Annotated in this window: 17 protein-coding genes and 6 tRNA genes; 18 read left to right on the top strand and 5 right to left on the bottom strand. The window is 40.3% G+C overall.

What is annotated here, in order from left to right; translation table 11 throughout:
- The first annotated feature begins 138 nt into the window (after nt 1–138).
- From FHS45_RS13770 to FHS45_RS13755, 4 genes are all read left to right on the top strand, one after another.
- Nucleotides 139–672: a hypothetical protein gene (locus tag FHS45_RS13770; protein WP_062446792.1), complete on the top strand. Its 534-nt coding sequence runs from the start codon at nt 139–141 to the stop codon at nt 670–672.
- A gap of 101 nt (nt 673–773) precedes the next feature.
- Entirely contained in the window at nt 774–1,139 is a 366-nt protein-coding gene (cccA, locus tag FHS45_RS13765) for a cytochrome c550 (protein WP_062446789.1), read from the top strand.
- A gap of 217 nt (nt 1,140–1,356) precedes the next feature.
- A complete protein-coding gene (locus tag FHS45_RS13760; protein WP_062446787.1) occupies nt 1,357–2,061 on the top strand; it encodes a tRNA (adenine(22)-N(1))-methyltransferase in 705 nt (234 codons plus the stop codon).
- A complete protein-coding gene (locus FHS45_RS13755) occupies nt 2,054–3,175 on the top strand; it encodes a Nif3-like dinuclear metal center hexameric protein (RefSeq protein WP_062446784.1) in 1,122 nt (373 codons plus the stop codon). The genes FHS45_RS13760 and FHS45_RS13755 overlap by 8 nt, the downstream gene beginning before the upstream one ends.
- Nucleotides 3,176–3,201: 26 nt before the next feature.
- On the opposite strand, the gene FHS45_RS13750 is transcribed toward FHS45_RS13755, so the two are convergent.
- Nucleotides 3,202–4,152 carry a 4-hydroxy-3-methylbut-2-enyl diphosphate reductase gene (locus FHS45_RS13750; RefSeq protein WP_062446782.1) on the bottom strand — a complete coding sequence of 317 codons (951 nt, stop codon included), beginning with the start codon at nt 4,150–4,152 and terminating at the stop codon, nt 3,202–3,204.
- 211 nt (nt 4,153–4,363) lie between these two features.
- On the opposite strand from FHS45_RS13750, the gene FHS45_RS13745 reads away from it, so the two are divergent.
- Both FHS45_RS13745 and FHS45_RS13740 read left to right on the top strand, forming a co-directional pair.
- Nucleotides 4,364–5,683: a DEAD/DEAH box helicase gene (locus FHS45_RS13745; protein ID WP_062446779.1), complete on the top strand. Its 1,320-nt coding sequence runs from the start codon at nt 4,364–4,366 to the stop codon at nt 5,681–5,683.
- A gap of 26 nt (nt 5,684–5,709) precedes the next feature.
- Nucleotides 5,710–6,603 carry a deoxyribonuclease IV gene (locus tag FHS45_RS13740; RefSeq protein ID WP_062446776.1) on the top strand — a complete coding sequence of 298 codons (894 nt, stop codon included), beginning with the start codon at nt 5,710–5,712 and terminating at the stop codon, nt 6,601–6,603.
- A gap of 39 nt (nt 6,604–6,642) precedes the next feature.
- Here the strand turns inward: FHS45_RS13740 and FHS45_RS13735 are convergent, their stop codons facing one another.
- Nucleotides 6,643–6,930 (bottom strand): DUF2624 family protein, encoded by a 288-nt coding sequence (locus tag FHS45_RS13735; protein ID WP_062446773.1) that lies wholly within the window; start codon nt 6,928–6,930, stop codon nt 6,643–6,645.
- A 193-nt stretch (nt 6,931–7,123) separates the two neighbouring features.
- On the opposite strand from FHS45_RS13735, the gene FHS45_RS13730 reads away from it, so the two are divergent.
- Nucleotides 7,124–7,825: a lytic transglycosylase domain-containing protein gene (locus tag FHS45_RS13730; RefSeq protein WP_062446771.1), complete on the top strand. Its 702-nt coding sequence runs from the start codon at nt 7,124–7,126 to the stop codon at nt 7,823–7,825.
- Between the two features lie 205 nt (nt 7,826–8,030).
- Nucleotides 8,031–8,438, top strand: a complete 408-nt coding sequence (locus tag FHS45_RS13725; protein WP_062446768.1) for a hypothetical protein — start codon at nt 8,031–8,033, stop codon at nt 8,436–8,438.
- A gap of 38 nt (nt 8,439–8,476) precedes the next feature.
- Here FHS45_RS13725 and ispG read toward each other — a convergent pair whose 3' ends face one another.
- Nucleotides 8,477–9,571 (bottom strand): flavodoxin-dependent (E)-4-hydroxy-3-methylbut-2-enyl-diphosphate synthase, encoded by a 1,095-nt coding sequence (gene ispG, locus FHS45_RS13720; protein WP_062446766.1) that lies wholly within the window; start codon nt 9,569–9,571, stop codon nt 8,477–8,479.
- Between the two features lie 186 nt (nt 9,572–9,757).
- Complete coding sequence (locus tag FHS45_RS13715) at nt 9,758–10,129, bottom strand: type IV pilus assembly protein FimV (protein ID WP_062446763.1); 372 nt, start codon at nt 10,127–10,129, stop codon at nt 9,758–9,760.
- Nucleotides 10,130–10,254: 125 nt separating this feature from the next.
- Here FHS45_RS13715 and FHS45_RS13710 point away from each other — a divergent pair, with 125 nt between their 5' ends.
- A complete protein-coding gene (locus FHS45_RS13710) occupies nt 10,255–10,899 on the top strand; it encodes an NfeD family protein (RefSeq protein ID WP_062446760.1) in 645 nt (214 codons plus the stop codon).
- A 24-nt stretch (nt 10,900–10,923) separates the two neighbouring features.
- Here FHS45_RS13710 and FHS45_RS13705 read toward each other — a convergent pair whose 3' ends face one another.
- Nucleotides 10,924–11,415, bottom strand: coding sequence for a DUF1189 family protein (locus tag FHS45_RS13705; RefSeq protein ID WP_062446757.1), 492 nt, complete (start codon nt 11,413–11,415; stop codon nt 10,924–10,926).
- 194 nt (nt 11,416–11,609) lie between these two features.
- Between FHS45_RS13705 and FHS45_RS13700 the strand changes: the two genes are divergently transcribed.
- The 9 genes from FHS45_RS13700 (at nt 11,610) to FHS45_RS13660 (ending at nt 16,420) form a co-directional block, all read left to right on the top strand.
- Nucleotides 11,610–13,244, top strand: coding sequence for a Na/Pi cotransporter family protein (locus FHS45_RS13700; RefSeq protein ID WP_062446755.1), 1,635 nt, complete (start codon nt 11,610–11,612; stop codon nt 13,242–13,244).
- 354 nt (nt 13,245–13,598) lie between these two features.
- A tRNA-Asn gene (locus tag FHS45_RS13695) sits at nt 13,599–13,670 on the top strand.
- A gap of 8 nt (nt 13,671–13,678) precedes the next feature.
- Nucleotides 13,679–13,755, top strand: a tRNA-Met gene (locus tag FHS45_RS13690).
- 29 nt (nt 13,756–13,784) lie between these two features.
- A tRNA-His gene (locus tag FHS45_RS13685) sits at nt 13,785–13,860 on the top strand.
- Nucleotides 13,861–13,863: 3 nt separating this feature from the next.
- Nucleotides 13,864–13,940: transfer RNA gene (locus FHS45_RS13680), tRNA-Ile, on the top strand.
- A 9-nt stretch (nt 13,941–13,949) separates the two neighbouring features.
- Nucleotides 13,950–14,042, top strand: a tRNA-Ser gene (locus FHS45_RS13675).
- Nucleotides 14,043–14,108: 66 nt separating this feature from the next.
- A tRNA-Phe gene (locus tag FHS45_RS13670) sits at nt 14,109–14,181 on the top strand.
- 248 nt (nt 14,182–14,429) lie between these two features.
- Nucleotides 14,430–15,041, top strand: coding sequence for a superoxide dismutase (locus FHS45_RS13665; RefSeq protein WP_062446753.1), 612 nt, complete (start codon nt 14,430–14,432; stop codon nt 15,039–15,041).
- Between the two features lie 101 nt (nt 15,042–15,142).
- A complete protein-coding gene (locus tag FHS45_RS13660) occupies nt 15,143–16,420 on the top strand; it encodes an MFS transporter (protein ID WP_062446750.1) in 1,278 nt (425 codons plus the stop codon).
- Nucleotides 16,421–16,447 lie beyond the last annotated feature (27 nt).

Below are 16,447 nucleotides of genomic sequence, written 5' to 3'. Positions count from 1 at the left end.
GCTACTCTCACGACCAGGAGCTGACCATTTTGTTCCTGGTCTATTTTTATAGGCTGTTAAAATATGAGCTAAATGAATGCTTTCGTTACTTAGAGACAATCAGTTAATTTTTATTCAGTCCCATACCGGGGTGGTGCTATGACGAAAGAACGTAAAGAAATAATTCTCCAGGAAATACAATATTGGAAAGCTAATCGATTGCTTCCGGAATCGTATTGTGATTACCTGCTTGCTCTTTATACGCAAGGTGAAGGTTTGAACCAACCATTATCTGGTTCCAGCCAGTGGATGATAGTAACTAGAGTTATGATAGCTTTTTTAATGCTTCTAATCTCATTTCTTGTCATTTATTTTACTGAAACGGCTTTCATAATGCAAACAGGCATTTTGTCGATATTTGTATTAGGCACAGGCTTAACCGCTGTATATCTATATAATAAAAAGTCGATTGATTTTTCTGTGTACGTAATCATAGGTCTGTTACTATTGTTGTTATGGAATGTGCATATTATATCGATTTGGCAGGCACCCAATTGGTTGTTTGCTTCCATCGTAATGGTACATTGTCTCCTTTGGTACTGGGGTGGAAGGAAATTAGATGTGATTTTCATAAAGATAATTGGAACTCTTGGTTCTGCATCTGCCTTCATATATATGTTTTTCAACTTTTAGCACGTTTGCTCTTTTCTAAAGAAGATTTTTCAAGTAAAATAAATATAGTTTGTATTTTAGAGAAAGATATATAGGGGACTACATAAGGAGGAAATGGACACATGAAAAGAAATCCAGTTATCCCATTTGCAATGATTGCTGTTATAGGGATCTTAACGATGTTCATCATTTCTTGGGTCGGAATCGGCCAAAATGAAGCCATCCAAAATGAAGGGGAAAATGGAGAAGAGCAGCAGGAAGAGGGAGCAAGCTCTGATCCTGAAGAAGTCTTCCAAAACAGCTGTGCTGCATGTCATGGTTCTGACCTTTCTGGCGGAAATGGTCCTTCATTAGAAACGATCGGCAGTAAATATTCTGCTGAAGAAATTGAAGAAATCATCATTAACGGTAAAGGAGCAATGCCTCCTGGACAAGCCCAGGGTGAAGAAGCTACCCTTGTAGCTGAATGGCTGGCAGAAAAGCAATAACGTATAAAAGAAAGCTTTCTGGAATGTTCAGAAGGCTTTTCTTTTTGTATTTTAAAAAGGGCCATAAGTACTTGGCGGCGATAAGCCAAGTTGTTTTAATACTTTAAGAATGTCTATTTTCTTCCGATTAATGTGTATTAGAATTTTGCTATATTGGCCCGATAATATGACGTTTTTTTGAATAATACGTTTATTTTTATAGAAAAGAGGAAGTCAAATGAATGAAAAGTTATTATCGAGACGCCTTCAGGTGGTAGCCTCCTATCTCCCCCTTGGAGCACATTTCGCAGATATTGGATCAGACCATGCCTACCTTCCTTGTTACGTATGCTTAAAGGACCCCTCAGCAGTCGCGGTAGCCGGTGAAGTGAATGATGGACCTTATCAAAGTGCAAAAAAAGAAGTGGAAGCGAATGATCTGACGGATCGTATCTCTGTTCGAAAAGGGGACGGGCTGTCTGTCCTGTCGCCAGACGAAGTAGAGCAAGTAGTTATTGCGGGCATGGGAGGCACATTGATCACCAACATCTTAGAAACCGGCAAAAGGAAATTATCTCGGGTTTCACGTGTGGTCGTTCAGCCAAATGTCGATGCAAAATCACTTCGAAGATGGCTGGCTGATAATAGATATAAGATAATGGCAGAAGAAATTTTAGAAGAAGCTGGCCATATTTATGAAGTAATTGTTGCTGATAAACAAGCAGCCGGGGAGCAGGCTAAATATACCCCTAAGGAAATATACTTTGGTCCCTATTTATTGAAAGAGAAAAACGATTCTTTTAAAAGAAAATGGAGAGAGGAAAAAGCAAAAAAAGAGTATGTAAGAGAAGAAATGAACAAAGCGGTAACACCAGATACTAAAAAGATAGCTGTGTTAGAGCAAGAAATACAGTGGATTGAGGAGGTTATGCAGAATGAGTGAAACAGTAACAGTTAAACAAGTAGTTGAGGTTTTCGAACAAATGTCACCTAAACATCTCGCCTATGATTGGGATAAGGTCGGGTTGCAAATTGGAACAATGAATAAGCCTGTCAGTAATGTAATGGTTACTTTAGATGTCTTAGAAAATGTGGTAGATGAAGCGGTGGAACAGCAGATAGATTTGATTATTTCTCATCACCCTGTCATTTTTAAGCCATTAGGACAAATCAACCCGGATACGCCAAAGGGAAGAGTCATACAAAAGTTGATAAAGCATGACATTGCTGTATATGCCGCTCATACCAACTTGGATATAGCGGATGGAGGAGTGAATGATGCTTTAGCGGAAGCATTAGAGGTTACCAAAACTACACCCCTGTTGGAAACCGGCAAGGATAAATTGGTGAAAGTAATTGTGTTTGTACCTGAGGATCATGCAGATGGAGTAAGAAGGGCGATGCATGAAGCCGGGGCAGGTCATGTTGGGGACTATAGCAATTGTTCTTTCAGCATGCCAGGCCAAGGCCGGTTTATGCCAACAGATGCGGCTGATCCTTATATAGGAAAATCTGGGGAATTAGAGATCGTAGAAGAACAACGAGTAGAATTTTTACTGCCACAGTCGAATTTAAAAGGCGTGCTGAAAGCGATGGAAGATGAACATCCTTACGAAGAAGTGGCTTATGATGTCTATACGCTTGAAAATGAGGGAGAATCCTATGGGATCGGTCGAATAGGCGTACTGAATGAAAAAATGACGTTAAGCAAATTTGCAGAGCATGTAAAAGAAAGCTTAAATGTACCTGGATTGCGTGTGATTGGTAACATGCAGGATGAAGTTGAAAAAGTAGCCATCCTTGGCGGAAGCGGCGAAAAATACATTTATGATGCCAAAAGGCAAGGTGCCGATGTTTACGTTACAGGAGATATGACTTTCCACCCCGCTCAAGAAGCAGCGGATATCGGCTTGAATGTGGTAGACCCTGGTCACCATGTGGAAAAAGTGATGAAAGGTGCTGTTAAAAATTATTTAGATGAAAAGTTCAGCCAAAGTAAAAATCAGTTAACTGTTTATGTTTCTGAAGCGAACACCGAACCATTTCAATTCATATAAAAAAGGCTGCCATCCGGCAGCCTTTTTTAGGCCTTCTTCTTCGTTTTTACTTTTGGAAGAATTTTCTTTTGCTCGACTTTTGATTCTCTAATCCAAGTGTCTTCGTTTTCCGTATCGTATTGTTCAATGAACTTGATAACTTCCTTGGTTATTGGAGTAGGTGTAGAAGCGCCTGCTGTCACTGCCACTTTTTCGACACCTTGCAGCCATTCTAATTGGATTTCCGTTACATCAGCAATCCGATAAGCCTCCGTTCCGGCAATTTCTTTAGAAACTTGAGCCAATCGATTGGAGTTGTTACTTCGCGGATCCCCTACAACCAAGGTCAGGTCTGCATCTTTTGCTTGTTCTGCTACAGCTTCTTGACGAACCTGGGTTGCCATGCATATCTCCTGATGAAGTTCTACGTGGGGATATTTTTCTTTGATCTTTTCCATGACATCATAAACGTCCCACTGACTCATCGTAGTCTGGTTCGTCACCAGCAACTTATCATGGTCAACACTCAACTGTTCGACATCCTCTTCCGTTTGGACGAGATGCACTTTACCTGGAGCTACCCCAACGGCGCCTTCTGGCTCAGGATGTCCTTTCTTACCGATATAAATGACTTCATAATCGTCGCTTACACGGTCACGAATCAAATTGTGTGTATTGGTTACATCAGGGCAGGTCGCATCAAGAACTGTAAGCCCTTTGTCCTTTGCACGCTCTTTGACCTCCGGTGAAACACCATGAGCTGTGAAAATAACAGTGCCCTCATTGATTCCTTCTAATATATCTAAACGATTTTTTCCATCCAGTGTAACGATTCCCTGGTCTTTAAAAGCTTCCGTTACGTGTGAATTATGCACAATCATACCCAATATATAGATAGGACGGGGTAAATTGGGGTCTTTGGATGCATTTTGTGCGATTACCATGGCATCTACTACCCCATAGCAATAACCACGCGGTGCGATTTTAATTACTTCCATGCTGGTTTGTTCCCCCTCTGCTAAAAATAAATCTTAATTCTTCCAGACATCAATTCCATTATAAAGGGAAAAGTGGAAGATGACAAAGAAGAGCTGTTTAGAAACGTGCAATTGTGCGCAGTGTCTACTATAATGAGGAAGGAAGTTTTTTTCAATGACTAAGTTCAGCTTACATCTATCATGAACTTGTCTCTAAAAAAGGAGTAATAAAATGAAAAATCATGAGTTCAATCAATTTGCTATCCATCCGGTAGTCAGTGAAATTATTACTAAATATGGGTTTACCACACCGACTCCGATTCAACAGAAAGTCATACCTGCAGCTTTGCGCGGGGAGAGCATCATCGGGCAGTCCCATACTGGATCGGGAAAAACCCATTCCTATTTGCTGCCTCTATTGAACCAATTAGATGAAACGAAAAATCATGTGCAATTTGTTGTCACAGCTCCTACAAGAGAGCTGGCTATCCAGATTTATGATGAAGTCCGTAAAAGTATCCACTACGCCGAGAAGGATCATCGTTGGAGAGCCAAGCTTCTGATTGGCGGGACAGATAAACAGAAAACAGTGGAAAAACTAAAGGAACCCCCGCATATTATCGTTGGTACGCCGGGTCGTATATTGGATTTAGTAAAAGAGGAAGCTTTGAATTTGCATCAGGCGAATGCTTTTGTACTTGATGAAGCAGATTTGATGCTGGACTTAGGGTTTATAGACGATGTCGATCAAATTCTGATTCGAATGAGTCCGGAGGTACAGCTGCTTGTATTCTCAGCTACTATCCCGGAACGCTTGCAGCCGTTTTTGAAAAAATATCTCTCCAACCCAACTTATATCCATATTAAAGATGAAACGCCTTCTCCGGCTAATATGGAGCATCGGCTGATTCCATTGCGTCACCGCTCTGCTTCAGATATGATCATCAGCATTTCTGAAGTGATCCAGCCATATTTGGCGATTATTTTTACAAATGGAAAAGAACATGCCGACCGCCTCGTACGTGAATTACAGGAAAAAGGTTTAGAGGTCGGTGTCTTACACGGGGGACTGTCTCCGCGTGAAAGAAAAAGAATGTTAAAGGAATTGCAAAATTTGCGCTATCAGTATATCGTGGCAACTGACCTGGCTTCTCGAGGCATTGATATCCAGGGAGTGAGTCATGTCATCAATGCGCAGATGCCTAAGGAAGAAGAGTTCTATATCCATCGTGTGGGAAGGACAGCTCGTGCCGGACTTGAAGGTACGGCGATCAATCTGTTCACAGATGAGAATCTTCCTTTAGTGCAACGGTTAGAGAAAAAGGGGATTTCCTTCAGTTCCTACGACATTCGTAATGGAGAATGGAAAGAAGTAAAAGCGCACAATGAGCGACAAAAACGTGAAAAAACACAGGAATCAACGGTAGAAAAGCAGGCATGGAATATGGTGAAGAAACCGAAAAAAGTGAAGCCTGGCTATAAAAAGAAAATGAAAAGACAAGCAGAAAAAAATATGAAAAAGTTAAAGAGAAATAATTTTAAAAAGAAATAATATAAATTGCAGAGGTGTCGTTGTTAATGGTTAAAATAGGTTCACACGTTTCCATGAAGGGGAAAAAAATGCTATTAGGCGCCAGTGAAGAGGCTGCTTCTTATGGCTCAAATACATTTATGATTTATACTGGTGCTCCTCAAAACACACGGAGAAGACCAATAGAGGAGCTGAACATCGAGGCAGGAATGGAGCATATGCAAGCGAATGAAATATCAGATATCGTGGTCCATGCTCCATACATTATCAATGTTGGCAATACGACGAAACCGGAAACATTTCAATTAGGCGTTGATTTTCTTAGAAATGAAATTCTGCGGACAGAAGCTATCGGTGCTGATCAGATTGTTCTTCATCCTGGTTCTCATGTAGGGGCAGGAGCAGAGCAAGGGATAGATAAAATCATTTCTGGTTTAAATGAAGTTCTGCATAAAGATCAAAAGGCTCAAATCGCTTTAGAGACGATGGCTGGTAAAGGATCGGAATGTGGAAGAACTTTTGATGAGTTAGCTAAGATCATTGATGGAGTCGATCTCAACGATAAATTATCTATTTGTCTGGATACTTGTCACATTCATGATGCAGGTTACGATGTCATAAATGATTTTGATGGGGTACTGGAAGAGTTTGATAAAATCATCGGTCTCGACCGCCTAAAAGTCATCCATGTCAATGATAGTAAAAACGAGCGCGGAGCCGCGAAAGACCGTCATGAAAATATCGGCTTTGGTCACATCGGTTTCGATGCACTAAGTTACGTTGTCCATCATCCGCAGTTACAAGAACTGCCGAAAATACTGGAGACTCCATACGTAGGCGAAGATAAGAAAAATAAAAAGCCTCCGTATAAATTTGAAATTGAAATGTTAAAAGCTAAGAAATTCGATGAAGAGTTAAAAGAAAAGATCGTGCAGCAATAAAAACCACGCTCTCCTTTAAAAAAGGAGAGCGTGATTTTTTTACTTAAGTAAATGACTGACTCCATATTCTTTGGCGATTTGATTTAATATACGATTTACTTTATTAGCTGTATCACGACTGGTGATGGCTGCTAATTTTTTCAGCATCATTAAACGCTCATTACTATCTAAAGGGTTCAGTTTATTACTTTTCAATTCCTTGATGATATCCTCTGCTTCCTGATGACTAATATCTATTTGGTACATATTGCTATATTTAATAATGTCTTTTACGGTTAGCTGCTTCAATTTTTGGGTAACTATATGTTGTGCCATCTCTTTTTTCATACGGCGGACCGCCTCCTTGAGGGTTATACTCTTTACACCGTATTCCTACATAATGGAAACGTGAATGGTAAGTTCAGGAATGTAGTGTATTTGAATTGCTTTCTCATAACTAGTCCGTTAGTATCGTTTGGTGAGTCCAAATATCTATTGTTCTTATCGAATCAGCCAGTGACTCATCGTAAGGAGTGAAATCATGCTATCAATAAAAAAGGTCTTTAAATTCGGAGCGACCGTGTTGCTTGTCGGTTTATTCTTTTTTGTTCTCCATATAATCAAAGCAGATACTAAAACAACTGCAGAAGAAAATGACAGGAAAACGGAAGAAGAGAGAATTGTTGCAGATAGTGCCAAGTCTGCTCCGCCAAAAAAGTCACAGAAATTAGAAGAAGGTCATTATAAATGGCAGGAGCTGGAGATAAACGCGGATAGGTTAGTGAAAGAAAGTGAAGGAAGATTTAAGAAGTCATGGGCTATGTTCCTCGTTCGAGAATCAGAGCGTTACGAAATCGATCCATTTTTAGTATATGAACTTTTGAACGTGGAGACAGGAGGAACTTTTAATCCTGAATTGGTCGGTCCATCAACAAAATATGGACGAGCTTATGGCATGGCTCAATTCATGAAAAATACGGCACCATGGATTGCGGAAATGGGCGGACTGCCTTATGAAGATGAATTACTGTTCGACCCATATTATTCCATGCAATTATCCCTTATCTACCTGGATTATCTTCACGAAAAATATGGAAATTGGAATGAAGCCTTGACCGCTTACCATCGAGGCGTAGGTGGGTTAGAAAATTACAAAAAAGAGAATGGCCACGCCAGAAGCTGGTATGCTGTTGAAATTCAAGAAAATGCAGAAACTCACCCTACTTTCGCATCTGCAAATTAACAGCTAAGTCCGGGAACCTTCGTAGGTTTTCCCGGTCTTTTTTATTTTAAAAAAAGTATTTAAAATTGATAAACAGGCGATGATACGCCAAGCTTTTTTATAAGTAATGAGCTTATAAGGGCTTTTGTAATATTTACCGTGTAAGTTCAAGTGCTGCCTGCAAACAATATAAAGGAATCTCCATAAAGAAAGTGAGGGTGTCAGCATGGATGATTCCAATAAGCGCTCAACCTATGATGAGGTGGAAAAAGCACCTCATTATGGAGATGACCACAGGCAGGAAGAAAAACAAGGACTTGTTTATCATGACGAGCCTTATCGGGAAGAGGAATATGAGGAAGAATTCGCCCAGGAAATGGCGATGAACCCGAATGAAGTTATGAAATCTGAAGAACAAGAGACAGAAATGCAAACAGAAGTGAAATCCGGTATGGGCTGGTTAGCATTAATCCTTGCTGGATTGTCTCTATTTTTTGCTCCCATCCTTTTAGGAGGAGCAGGGATTGTACTTGGTTTCATCTCCAGAAAACGAGGGGCAGAAACCTTGGGAAATACAGCTATCTTCATTGGTGTGGCGTCCATCCTCTTGTCCCTGTTCTTCAGCCCGTTTTAGTATAATAAAAAAAGTGAGCCCGTTTGGGCTCACTTTTTTTATGCTTCCTGTTTTTGCTTTTTGTAATGTTCTTCCGCTAGTTTATCGACTTCTTTTTTCAATTCTTCAACCATAATATCCTCTGGTACTTTTCGGATGATTTCGCCATGACGGAACAATAATCCTTCTCCTCGCGCACCGGCAATACCAATATCCGCTTCACGTGCTTCACCAGGTCCATTGACTGCGCAGCCTAATACAGCTACTTTTATAGGGGCTTTAATGGTTTGAATATATTCTTCAACTTCATTTGCAATGGAAATCAAATCAATTTCAATCCGTCCGCAAGTAGGACAGGAAATAAGAGTAGCTGCATTAGCAGCAAGGCCAAATGATTTGAGCAGTTCACGACCGACCTTCACTTCTTCTACAGGGTCCGCACTAAGAGAAATTCGTAGTGTACTGCCAATACCTTTGCTTAAAATAGCTCCTAAACCTGCAGCACTTTTGACAGTGCCGGCAAATTGCGTGCCGGATTCTGTGATTCCTAAGTGGAGTGGATATTTGATCGCTTCCGCAGCTTTCGTGTATGCTTCGATTGCCAACTGAACATCGGATGCTTTTAGAGAAACGATGATGTCATGAAAATCAAGGTCTTCAAGAATCTTGATATGATGTAAGGCACTTTCCACCATTCCATCAGCGGTTGGATAGCCATATTTCTTCAAAATATGCTTCTCTAAGGAACCAGCATTGACCCCAATTCGAATAGGGATTCCTTTTCTCTTAGCAGCATTTACTACGGCTTCCACCTTTTCCCTGCGACCGATATTACCAGGGTTGATTCGGATTTTATCTGCTCCACCCTCAATGGCTTTTAAGGCCATTTTATAATCAAAGTGAATGTCGACAACAAGAGGGATGTTAATGCGTTTTTTAATTTCCGGGATGGCGTCAGCAGCTCGATCATCCGGACATGCAACCCTTACAACTTGACAGCCGGCTTCTTCCAGGCGATGTATTTCATTTACGGTAGCCTCTACATCATGCGTTTTGGTGGTGGTCATGGATTGTACTACTACCTGGTCTGATCCACCAATTATCAAATCGCCGACTCTGACTGGCCGGGTATCTTTTCTATGCGTAATTGCCATAAGTGAAACGCTCCTTTGTTTGTTCACATTGAAGAGTAATCCTCTATCCTTCAAGAAAGTTTACCTTTATCAATGGAATTAAGTCAAAGACTTTCGTAGTAATCTACCGGCGACAAGCCGGATTACTATAACACCATCCTTTATTATAAGGCCTAAAGTTTAAAATGAGAAGTAAGATTACTTAGATTATCTTTCTGCCTGTTCATTTTCGTATAAGGGAAAGTAATAAACTTTATCGATAGAGAGAGAAGAAGGCTCAGTCCCCGGATTCAATTGTTGAAAGTCATGAAGCATATCTTCTATAGAATGGTGATAGTCCCCGTTGTGGAGCTGTTCCATAATAGAAAGGACCGTATCGCCAGTTTTCACCTTCACTGGCACTTGCTGTTCGTAACGGAGCGGTGGATCGAGAATTTCAGCTTGTGAAGGCGGAGGGGGCTCAATACTTGCAGGCTTTTTTTCGGTTTCAGGTCGCACTATTGTTGTGCCAACAGTCAAGTCTTTGTATAAACTAACTAAAAGCAGTAAGATAAAGATAAATAAACCGAACTTTTTCATACAACAGGCCACCCCCAAAGAAGATATATATGTACTATTCGCCTTTGAATAAAAAGTTTCCTTGTTTGAAACAAAATTAAAGTTGGTTCGTATATATCTATATAGTATGGAGAGGGCGTGATGAAGTGGGAATTTTACAATATGATTGGGTCAGCTTTGTTATTACATTCTTAGGGACCTTATTTTTGATTGGGGAGTTGCTTGTCAATGCACGTGGAATCTTTGGAATTGTAGGTTTAGGGTTCATCACCGTTTATTTTTATTCCTTTCTTTCCCCAAGCATGTTTATTATTATGATGTTCATTTACCTGATTGGTCTTATTTTGATTATTATAGATGGCAAACTTATTAATGATGGGACCTTGGCTACCATCGGTGGGGTTTGTATGATCATTGCTGTCGGTTTCAGCTCTCCTAACTGGGTGGCCGGACTGTACGGAATAATAGGGGTAATATTGGGTTCTGCAAGCTCCTTGTTTTTCTTAAAAGCATTTAAGCGTAGAGATATGTGGTCCAAAATAACCTTAATTGACCAGTTATCAACAGAAGCAGGCTATAATACAATGAATGAAACGTATCGCAACCTGCTGAATGAGGAAGGGATTGCACAGACGGATATGCGTCCGGTTGGCACCATAAATATAGACGGGAAAAATTATAGTGCCGTTTCTAATGGACAGTGGATAGAACGTGGAGCTTCTATTATTGTGGAAGCCGTCGATGGTACGAAAATTTTAGTAGCAAAGAAAATAAATGAAGAGAAAACATAATGACCCGCCTTTTCCATAGGCGGGTCATTTCATGTTCGGCAGATAACGCATACTTACAAAAAGAAGAACAATGCTGGCAAGGAAATATAACCATGCGATTTGGGATGCGGACCATATAAAAGATTCGATCATGACTAATAGAAGGGTCGGTGCTGTAATTGCAAGGGTGCTCATATTCCACAGCTGCTTGAAATCTGTCCGTTTATTTACAACTGTTTTGTAAATCAGTCCGATACCTGCCAATATACTTGCAGTACAGAATAATAAGAAAGAAATCAGTAAATAGATAAAAGGCAGGAAGATGATAGTAAAAACCCCGCCGGAGATTCCTTTCATGATACTTCCTGACTCACCCCCAAAGAGTGTTGTCAATAACATACTGATGAGTACAGGAAAAAGTACGATTAAACTGAGAAAAAACAGATAGCCAATTGCCTTTCCTATTGGTTGGAATCGAAAAGCACTGACCAGTTTGAAATGATAACAGCTTTTTATAAGTAGTTGGGTTTTACTCATGAACCATTCTCCTTTATACCTTCTAATAGTAAATCAGCTATTCAAAGAGGACAAGAAAATTATAAGTTCCCGTTTGTAAATTTAATGTTAAATTTCGTGTATTCCCTTTACAAATGTTTCGCAGGTCATTAATAATGGTAGAGGTGTTTTAAAGAGAAACAAAACTTTGGATGAAAAGAAGGGGTGGACAACCGTTGGAAATCGATGTTCAACAAATGATATTTGAATTTATCGGCGGTCTGGGAATATTCTTGTTTGGTCTGAAATACATGGGAGACGGTCTGCAAAAATCCGCAGGTGATCGATTGAGAGATTTACTCGATCGCTTTACCTCCAATCCATTTATGGGGGTTCTTGCAGGTATTGTAGTAACCATTCTTATTCAGACAAGTACAGGTACAACTGTACTTACTATAGGACTGGTTAATGCTGGTTTCATGACATTCAGGCAGGCGATTGGTGTTATTATGGGTGCCAATATCGGTACAACTGCAACTGCTTTTATTATTGGATTGGAAATTAAAGCATATGCTCTACCGATTGTGGCATTAGGAGCCATTTTATTATTCTTTTTCAAAAATAAACGTATCTCCTATATTGGACAATCAGTATTTGGGTTTGGTGCGTTATTCTTAGGTCTTGACATTATGGAAGGTGGAATGAAGCCACTTCGTTCCATGGAAGTATTCCAGGAGTTAACTGTAAGCATGAGTGAAAATGCAATTCTTGGTGTTGTTATTGGTACTGTCTTTACGGTGATTGTCCAAAGCTCAAGTGCAACGATTGGTGTATTACAGGGTTTATTTGCTCAAGGGGCAATGGACTTAAATGCAGCTTTACCAGTATTGTTCGGGGATAATATTGGTACAACCATCACTGCTGTACTTGCTTCTATCGGTGCTAGTATCGCAGCGAAACGTGCAGCAATGATCCACGTTATTTTCAATGTTGTAGGTACGACCATATTCTTAATAATTCTACCGTTATTTGAGATGTATGTTCGTTATTTAAGGGATGTTTTATCTTTAAATCCAGAGATGACGATTGCGTTTGCCCATGGTTCATTTAACATTACGAATACAATTCTGCAGTTCCCGTTGATTGCTGTTCTAGCATGGATAGTTGTTAAATTGATTCCTGGTGATGACACTGTGATGGATTTCAAACCACAGCATCTTGATCCAATCTTTATAGATCAGTCACCTTCTTTAGCACTTGACCAAGCGAAAGAAGAGGTCTTGAAAATGGGTGAATTATCATATAAAGGGCTGGAAGAGACAAGCAATTACTTGAATAATCAGAAGCCAAAACATGCAGAGGTAGCACTTCAGCTTGAAGATGCGCTGAATAATCTGGATAGAAAGATAACAGATTATCTTGTGCAGTTATCTGTTGCACCATTAACTGATGAAGATAGCCGGAAGCATTCCGCCCTTCTAGATTCAGTCAGAGATTATGAACGAATCGGGGACCATTTTGAAAACATTGTTGAATTAATTGATTATAAAATTTCGAATAAAGTTGATTTGACGGGTCAGGCACAAGAAGATCTTAATGAAATGTTCAACTTGACGGCTATAACTGTTAAACAGGCAACCAAAGCCTTAGAAACTATGGATCGTGAAGAAGCTTTAGCAGTTGTGCAAAAAGAGGATCAAATTGACCAGATGGAAAGAAACTACCGTAAGAAGCACATCCTGCGTTTGAATGAAGGTTTATGTACTGGACAAGCAGGTATTGTGTTTGTTGATATTATCAGTAACCTGGAGCGTATTGGAGATCACGCAGTAAATATCGCCGAGGAAGTTTTGGGTGAAGAGGACCAATAAGACAAGCAGCGCGCCTTCGGGCGCGCTTTTATCTTTAAAAAAGCCCTTGAAAGCATGAGAGGAACGTGCTATATTATTTCTGTTGCTTTTAAATCCAGCATATTTTCTTGGTTGACACCCATAAGAATACATGATATATTATATTTCGTCGCTTCCACAAAGCAAGCCACTTTCATAATCCTATTGGAAGCAATACATACTTTATTCCACCGTAGCGAAGCCGTGAACTTGTTTCTTCTCTGGAGGCTTTGCGAGGAGTTCAACACAACTTATTAGGTAACGAGTATTAAGATAAGGGTTGAACAACGAGCATAAAAACTTGGTTATTATCCAATGAAATACTATTGACATTATTCCACCGTAGCTCAGTGGTAGAGCAATCGGCTGTTAACCGATTGGTCGTAGGTTCGAATCCTACCGGTGGAGCCTTCAATGTCGGCGTAGCTCAGCTGGCGAGAGCGTACGGTTCATACCCGTAAGGTCGGGGGTTCGATCCCCTCCGCCGACACCATACATATTAAAACTATATACATTCACATGGCGGTCGTGGCGAAGTGGTTAACGCACCGGATTGTGGTTCCGGCATACGTGGGTTCGATCCCCACCGGTCGCCCCATGTGGACCCTTAGCTCAGCTGGTTAGAGCTATCGGCTCATAACCGATCGGTCGCAGGTTCGAATCCTGCAGGGTCCACCATTTTTTTGCGGAGGAGTACCCAAGTCTGGCTGAAGGGAGCGGTCTTGAAAACCGCCAGGGGCTTCACGGCCCGCGGGGGTTCGAATCCCTCCTCCTCCGCCATTTTTTAATAAGTGGAAAAAAACCGTCAGTGCACTGATTATCAATTAACTGAATAATAACCATTATGGCTTGGTAGCTCAGTCGGTAGAGCAACGGACTGAAAATCCGTGTGTCGGCGGTTCGATTCCGTCCCAAGCCACTTTCTGGAATTGACTACAAATGCTGCTGTAAACGCAGCATTTTTTTATACCTTTCGAAGGGAGATATGTTTGAATAGGCTTCGTTTAGGTAACATTATATATGCAGCGTGTATATAAAAGATAAATAAGAATATGCATAATATTTGCAACACTTCAGATGCTTTGGTACATTTGCAATAGAGGCTTAAAAGTAGTAATACTGCTTACAAGCACTTATGTACATATTCTAAAAAGGAGGAATTTCATTATGGCTAAATTTGAACTACCTGAACTACCTTACGCTTATGACGCACTAGAACCACACATCGACAAGGAAACAATGAACATCCACCACACGAAACACCATAACACCTATGTTACGAAGTTGAACAATGCATTGGAAGGTCACCAGGATTTAGAAAGTAAATCCTTGGAAGATCTCATTGGCAACCTGGATGCTGTACCTGAAGACATTCGTACTGCTGTTCGTAACAATGGCGGTGGACATTCAAACCACACTTTATTCTGGCAAATCATGTCTCCAAACGGTGGTGGAGAGCCATCAGGAGATCTAGCTAACGCTATTAACGAAAAGTTTGGAAGCTTCGAATCCTTTAAAGAAGAATTCGAAAAAACAGCAACAGGTCGTTTTGGTTCTGGTTGGGCATGGTTAGTCGTTAATAACGGCAACCTTGAACTCACTGATACGTTGAACCAGGATTCCCCGATTATGGAAGGTAAAACTCCTGTATTAGGATTGGACGTATGGGAGCATGCGTACTATCTTAAGTATCAAAACAAGCGTCCTGATTATGCAAAAGCATTCTGGAACGTAGTTAATTGGGAAGAGGTTTCTAAACGCTACGAAGAAGCAAAATAATGATAAAACTAAGCGCGGGCCAAGGGTCCGCGCTTTTTTCATGTGCATATCTCCACTCTGTTTGCAGACACTAAGGACTGACAGTAAAGGAGATTGGAGATATGAAAAAATTATTACATTCCCTCTTAGGGCCGACAGAAGTGAATAAAGACTTACTGCTATTGCTGTTGATAGGCGGACTTTACTCGTTAGGAATATTTTTGTCGAATACTTTTGTAAACGTTTATCTTTGGAAACAATCCAGTGAATATACTGCTATCGCAATGTATAACTTAAGCATCTATATACTGCAGCCGGTGACTTTCATCATTGCTGGAAAATTTGCGAAAAAGGTAGACCGTGTAGTTGTTTTACGTGCAGGGGTTATTTTTTTATCCTTGTTCTTTTTGACGGTCTTGATCGTAGGCGAAAAAGCTGCCAGCTTTAATATATTGCTTGGCGGTTTATTGGGCATTGGTTATGGATTTTACTGGCTTGCTTTTAATGTACTTACCTTTGAAATTACGGAACCGGATACCCGCGATTTTTTTAATGGTTTCCTTGGTTTGCTTCAGTCATTTGGCGGTATGGTTGGCCCCATATTAGCCGGGCTGATTATTGCCAATATGGCTGCATTTACGGGGTACACGGTGATCTTCACCATTTCATTTGTTTTGTTTATTTGTGCAGTTGTTACCAGTTTCTTTCTGCAACGTCGAAAAGCCAAAGGTAACTTTTCTTTTCAACGAATTTTCCAGGAGAGAAAAAGTAATAAAAATTGGGGAAAGATATTACACGCTCATGTATTCCAAGGGCTGAGGGAAGGGACTTTTTTATTTGTCATTTCCATTTGGGTTTATATCGCTACCCAAAGTGAGCTTTCTTTAGGAATGTTTAACCTTGTATATTCCGGAAGTGCATTTGTCCTTTATTTTCTGGCAACCAAGTGGATAAAACCGCGAATGAGGAAATGGGCAATATTCGCAGGAGGGGTTTCCTTATACCTTGCCCTTTCAATATTATTGATTAATGTCAATTTCACTACATTGTTGATTTACGCGGCTGTGATCGGAATTTCCTATCCGATTCTATATGTGCCTTATATTTCGCTGACTTATGATGTGATCGGAAAATCTTGGAAAGCAGCGGAGATGCGGATTGAATATATTGTGGTGCGTGAATTGTTCTTAAATGCCGGAAGGGTAGCTTCGATTCTTATATTTCTACTTGGGATAACTTTGTTTTCTCCCGAACGAGCGATTCCTTTCATCTTGCTTCTGGTAGGGTCTGGACATTTCTGGATCTACTTTTTCGTAAAAGGGATTGATCTTAGAAAAGAAGAAGAGTCAGAAAGTGCGTATGTTACTGATACAACTATGACAACAAGTAAAAACCCATAATTATCCCTATTGGCAACTATTTTAATA

It is taken from the genome of Thalassobacillus devorans (genome assembly GCF_011761345.1).
Classification (GTDB): domain Bacteria; phylum Bacillota; class Bacilli; order Bacillales; family Halobacillaceae; genus Thalassobacillus; species Thalassobacillus devorans.
The sequence above is the reverse complement of the archived record's forward strand: the minus strand, read 5'-3'. Positions and strand labels throughout refer to the sequence as shown.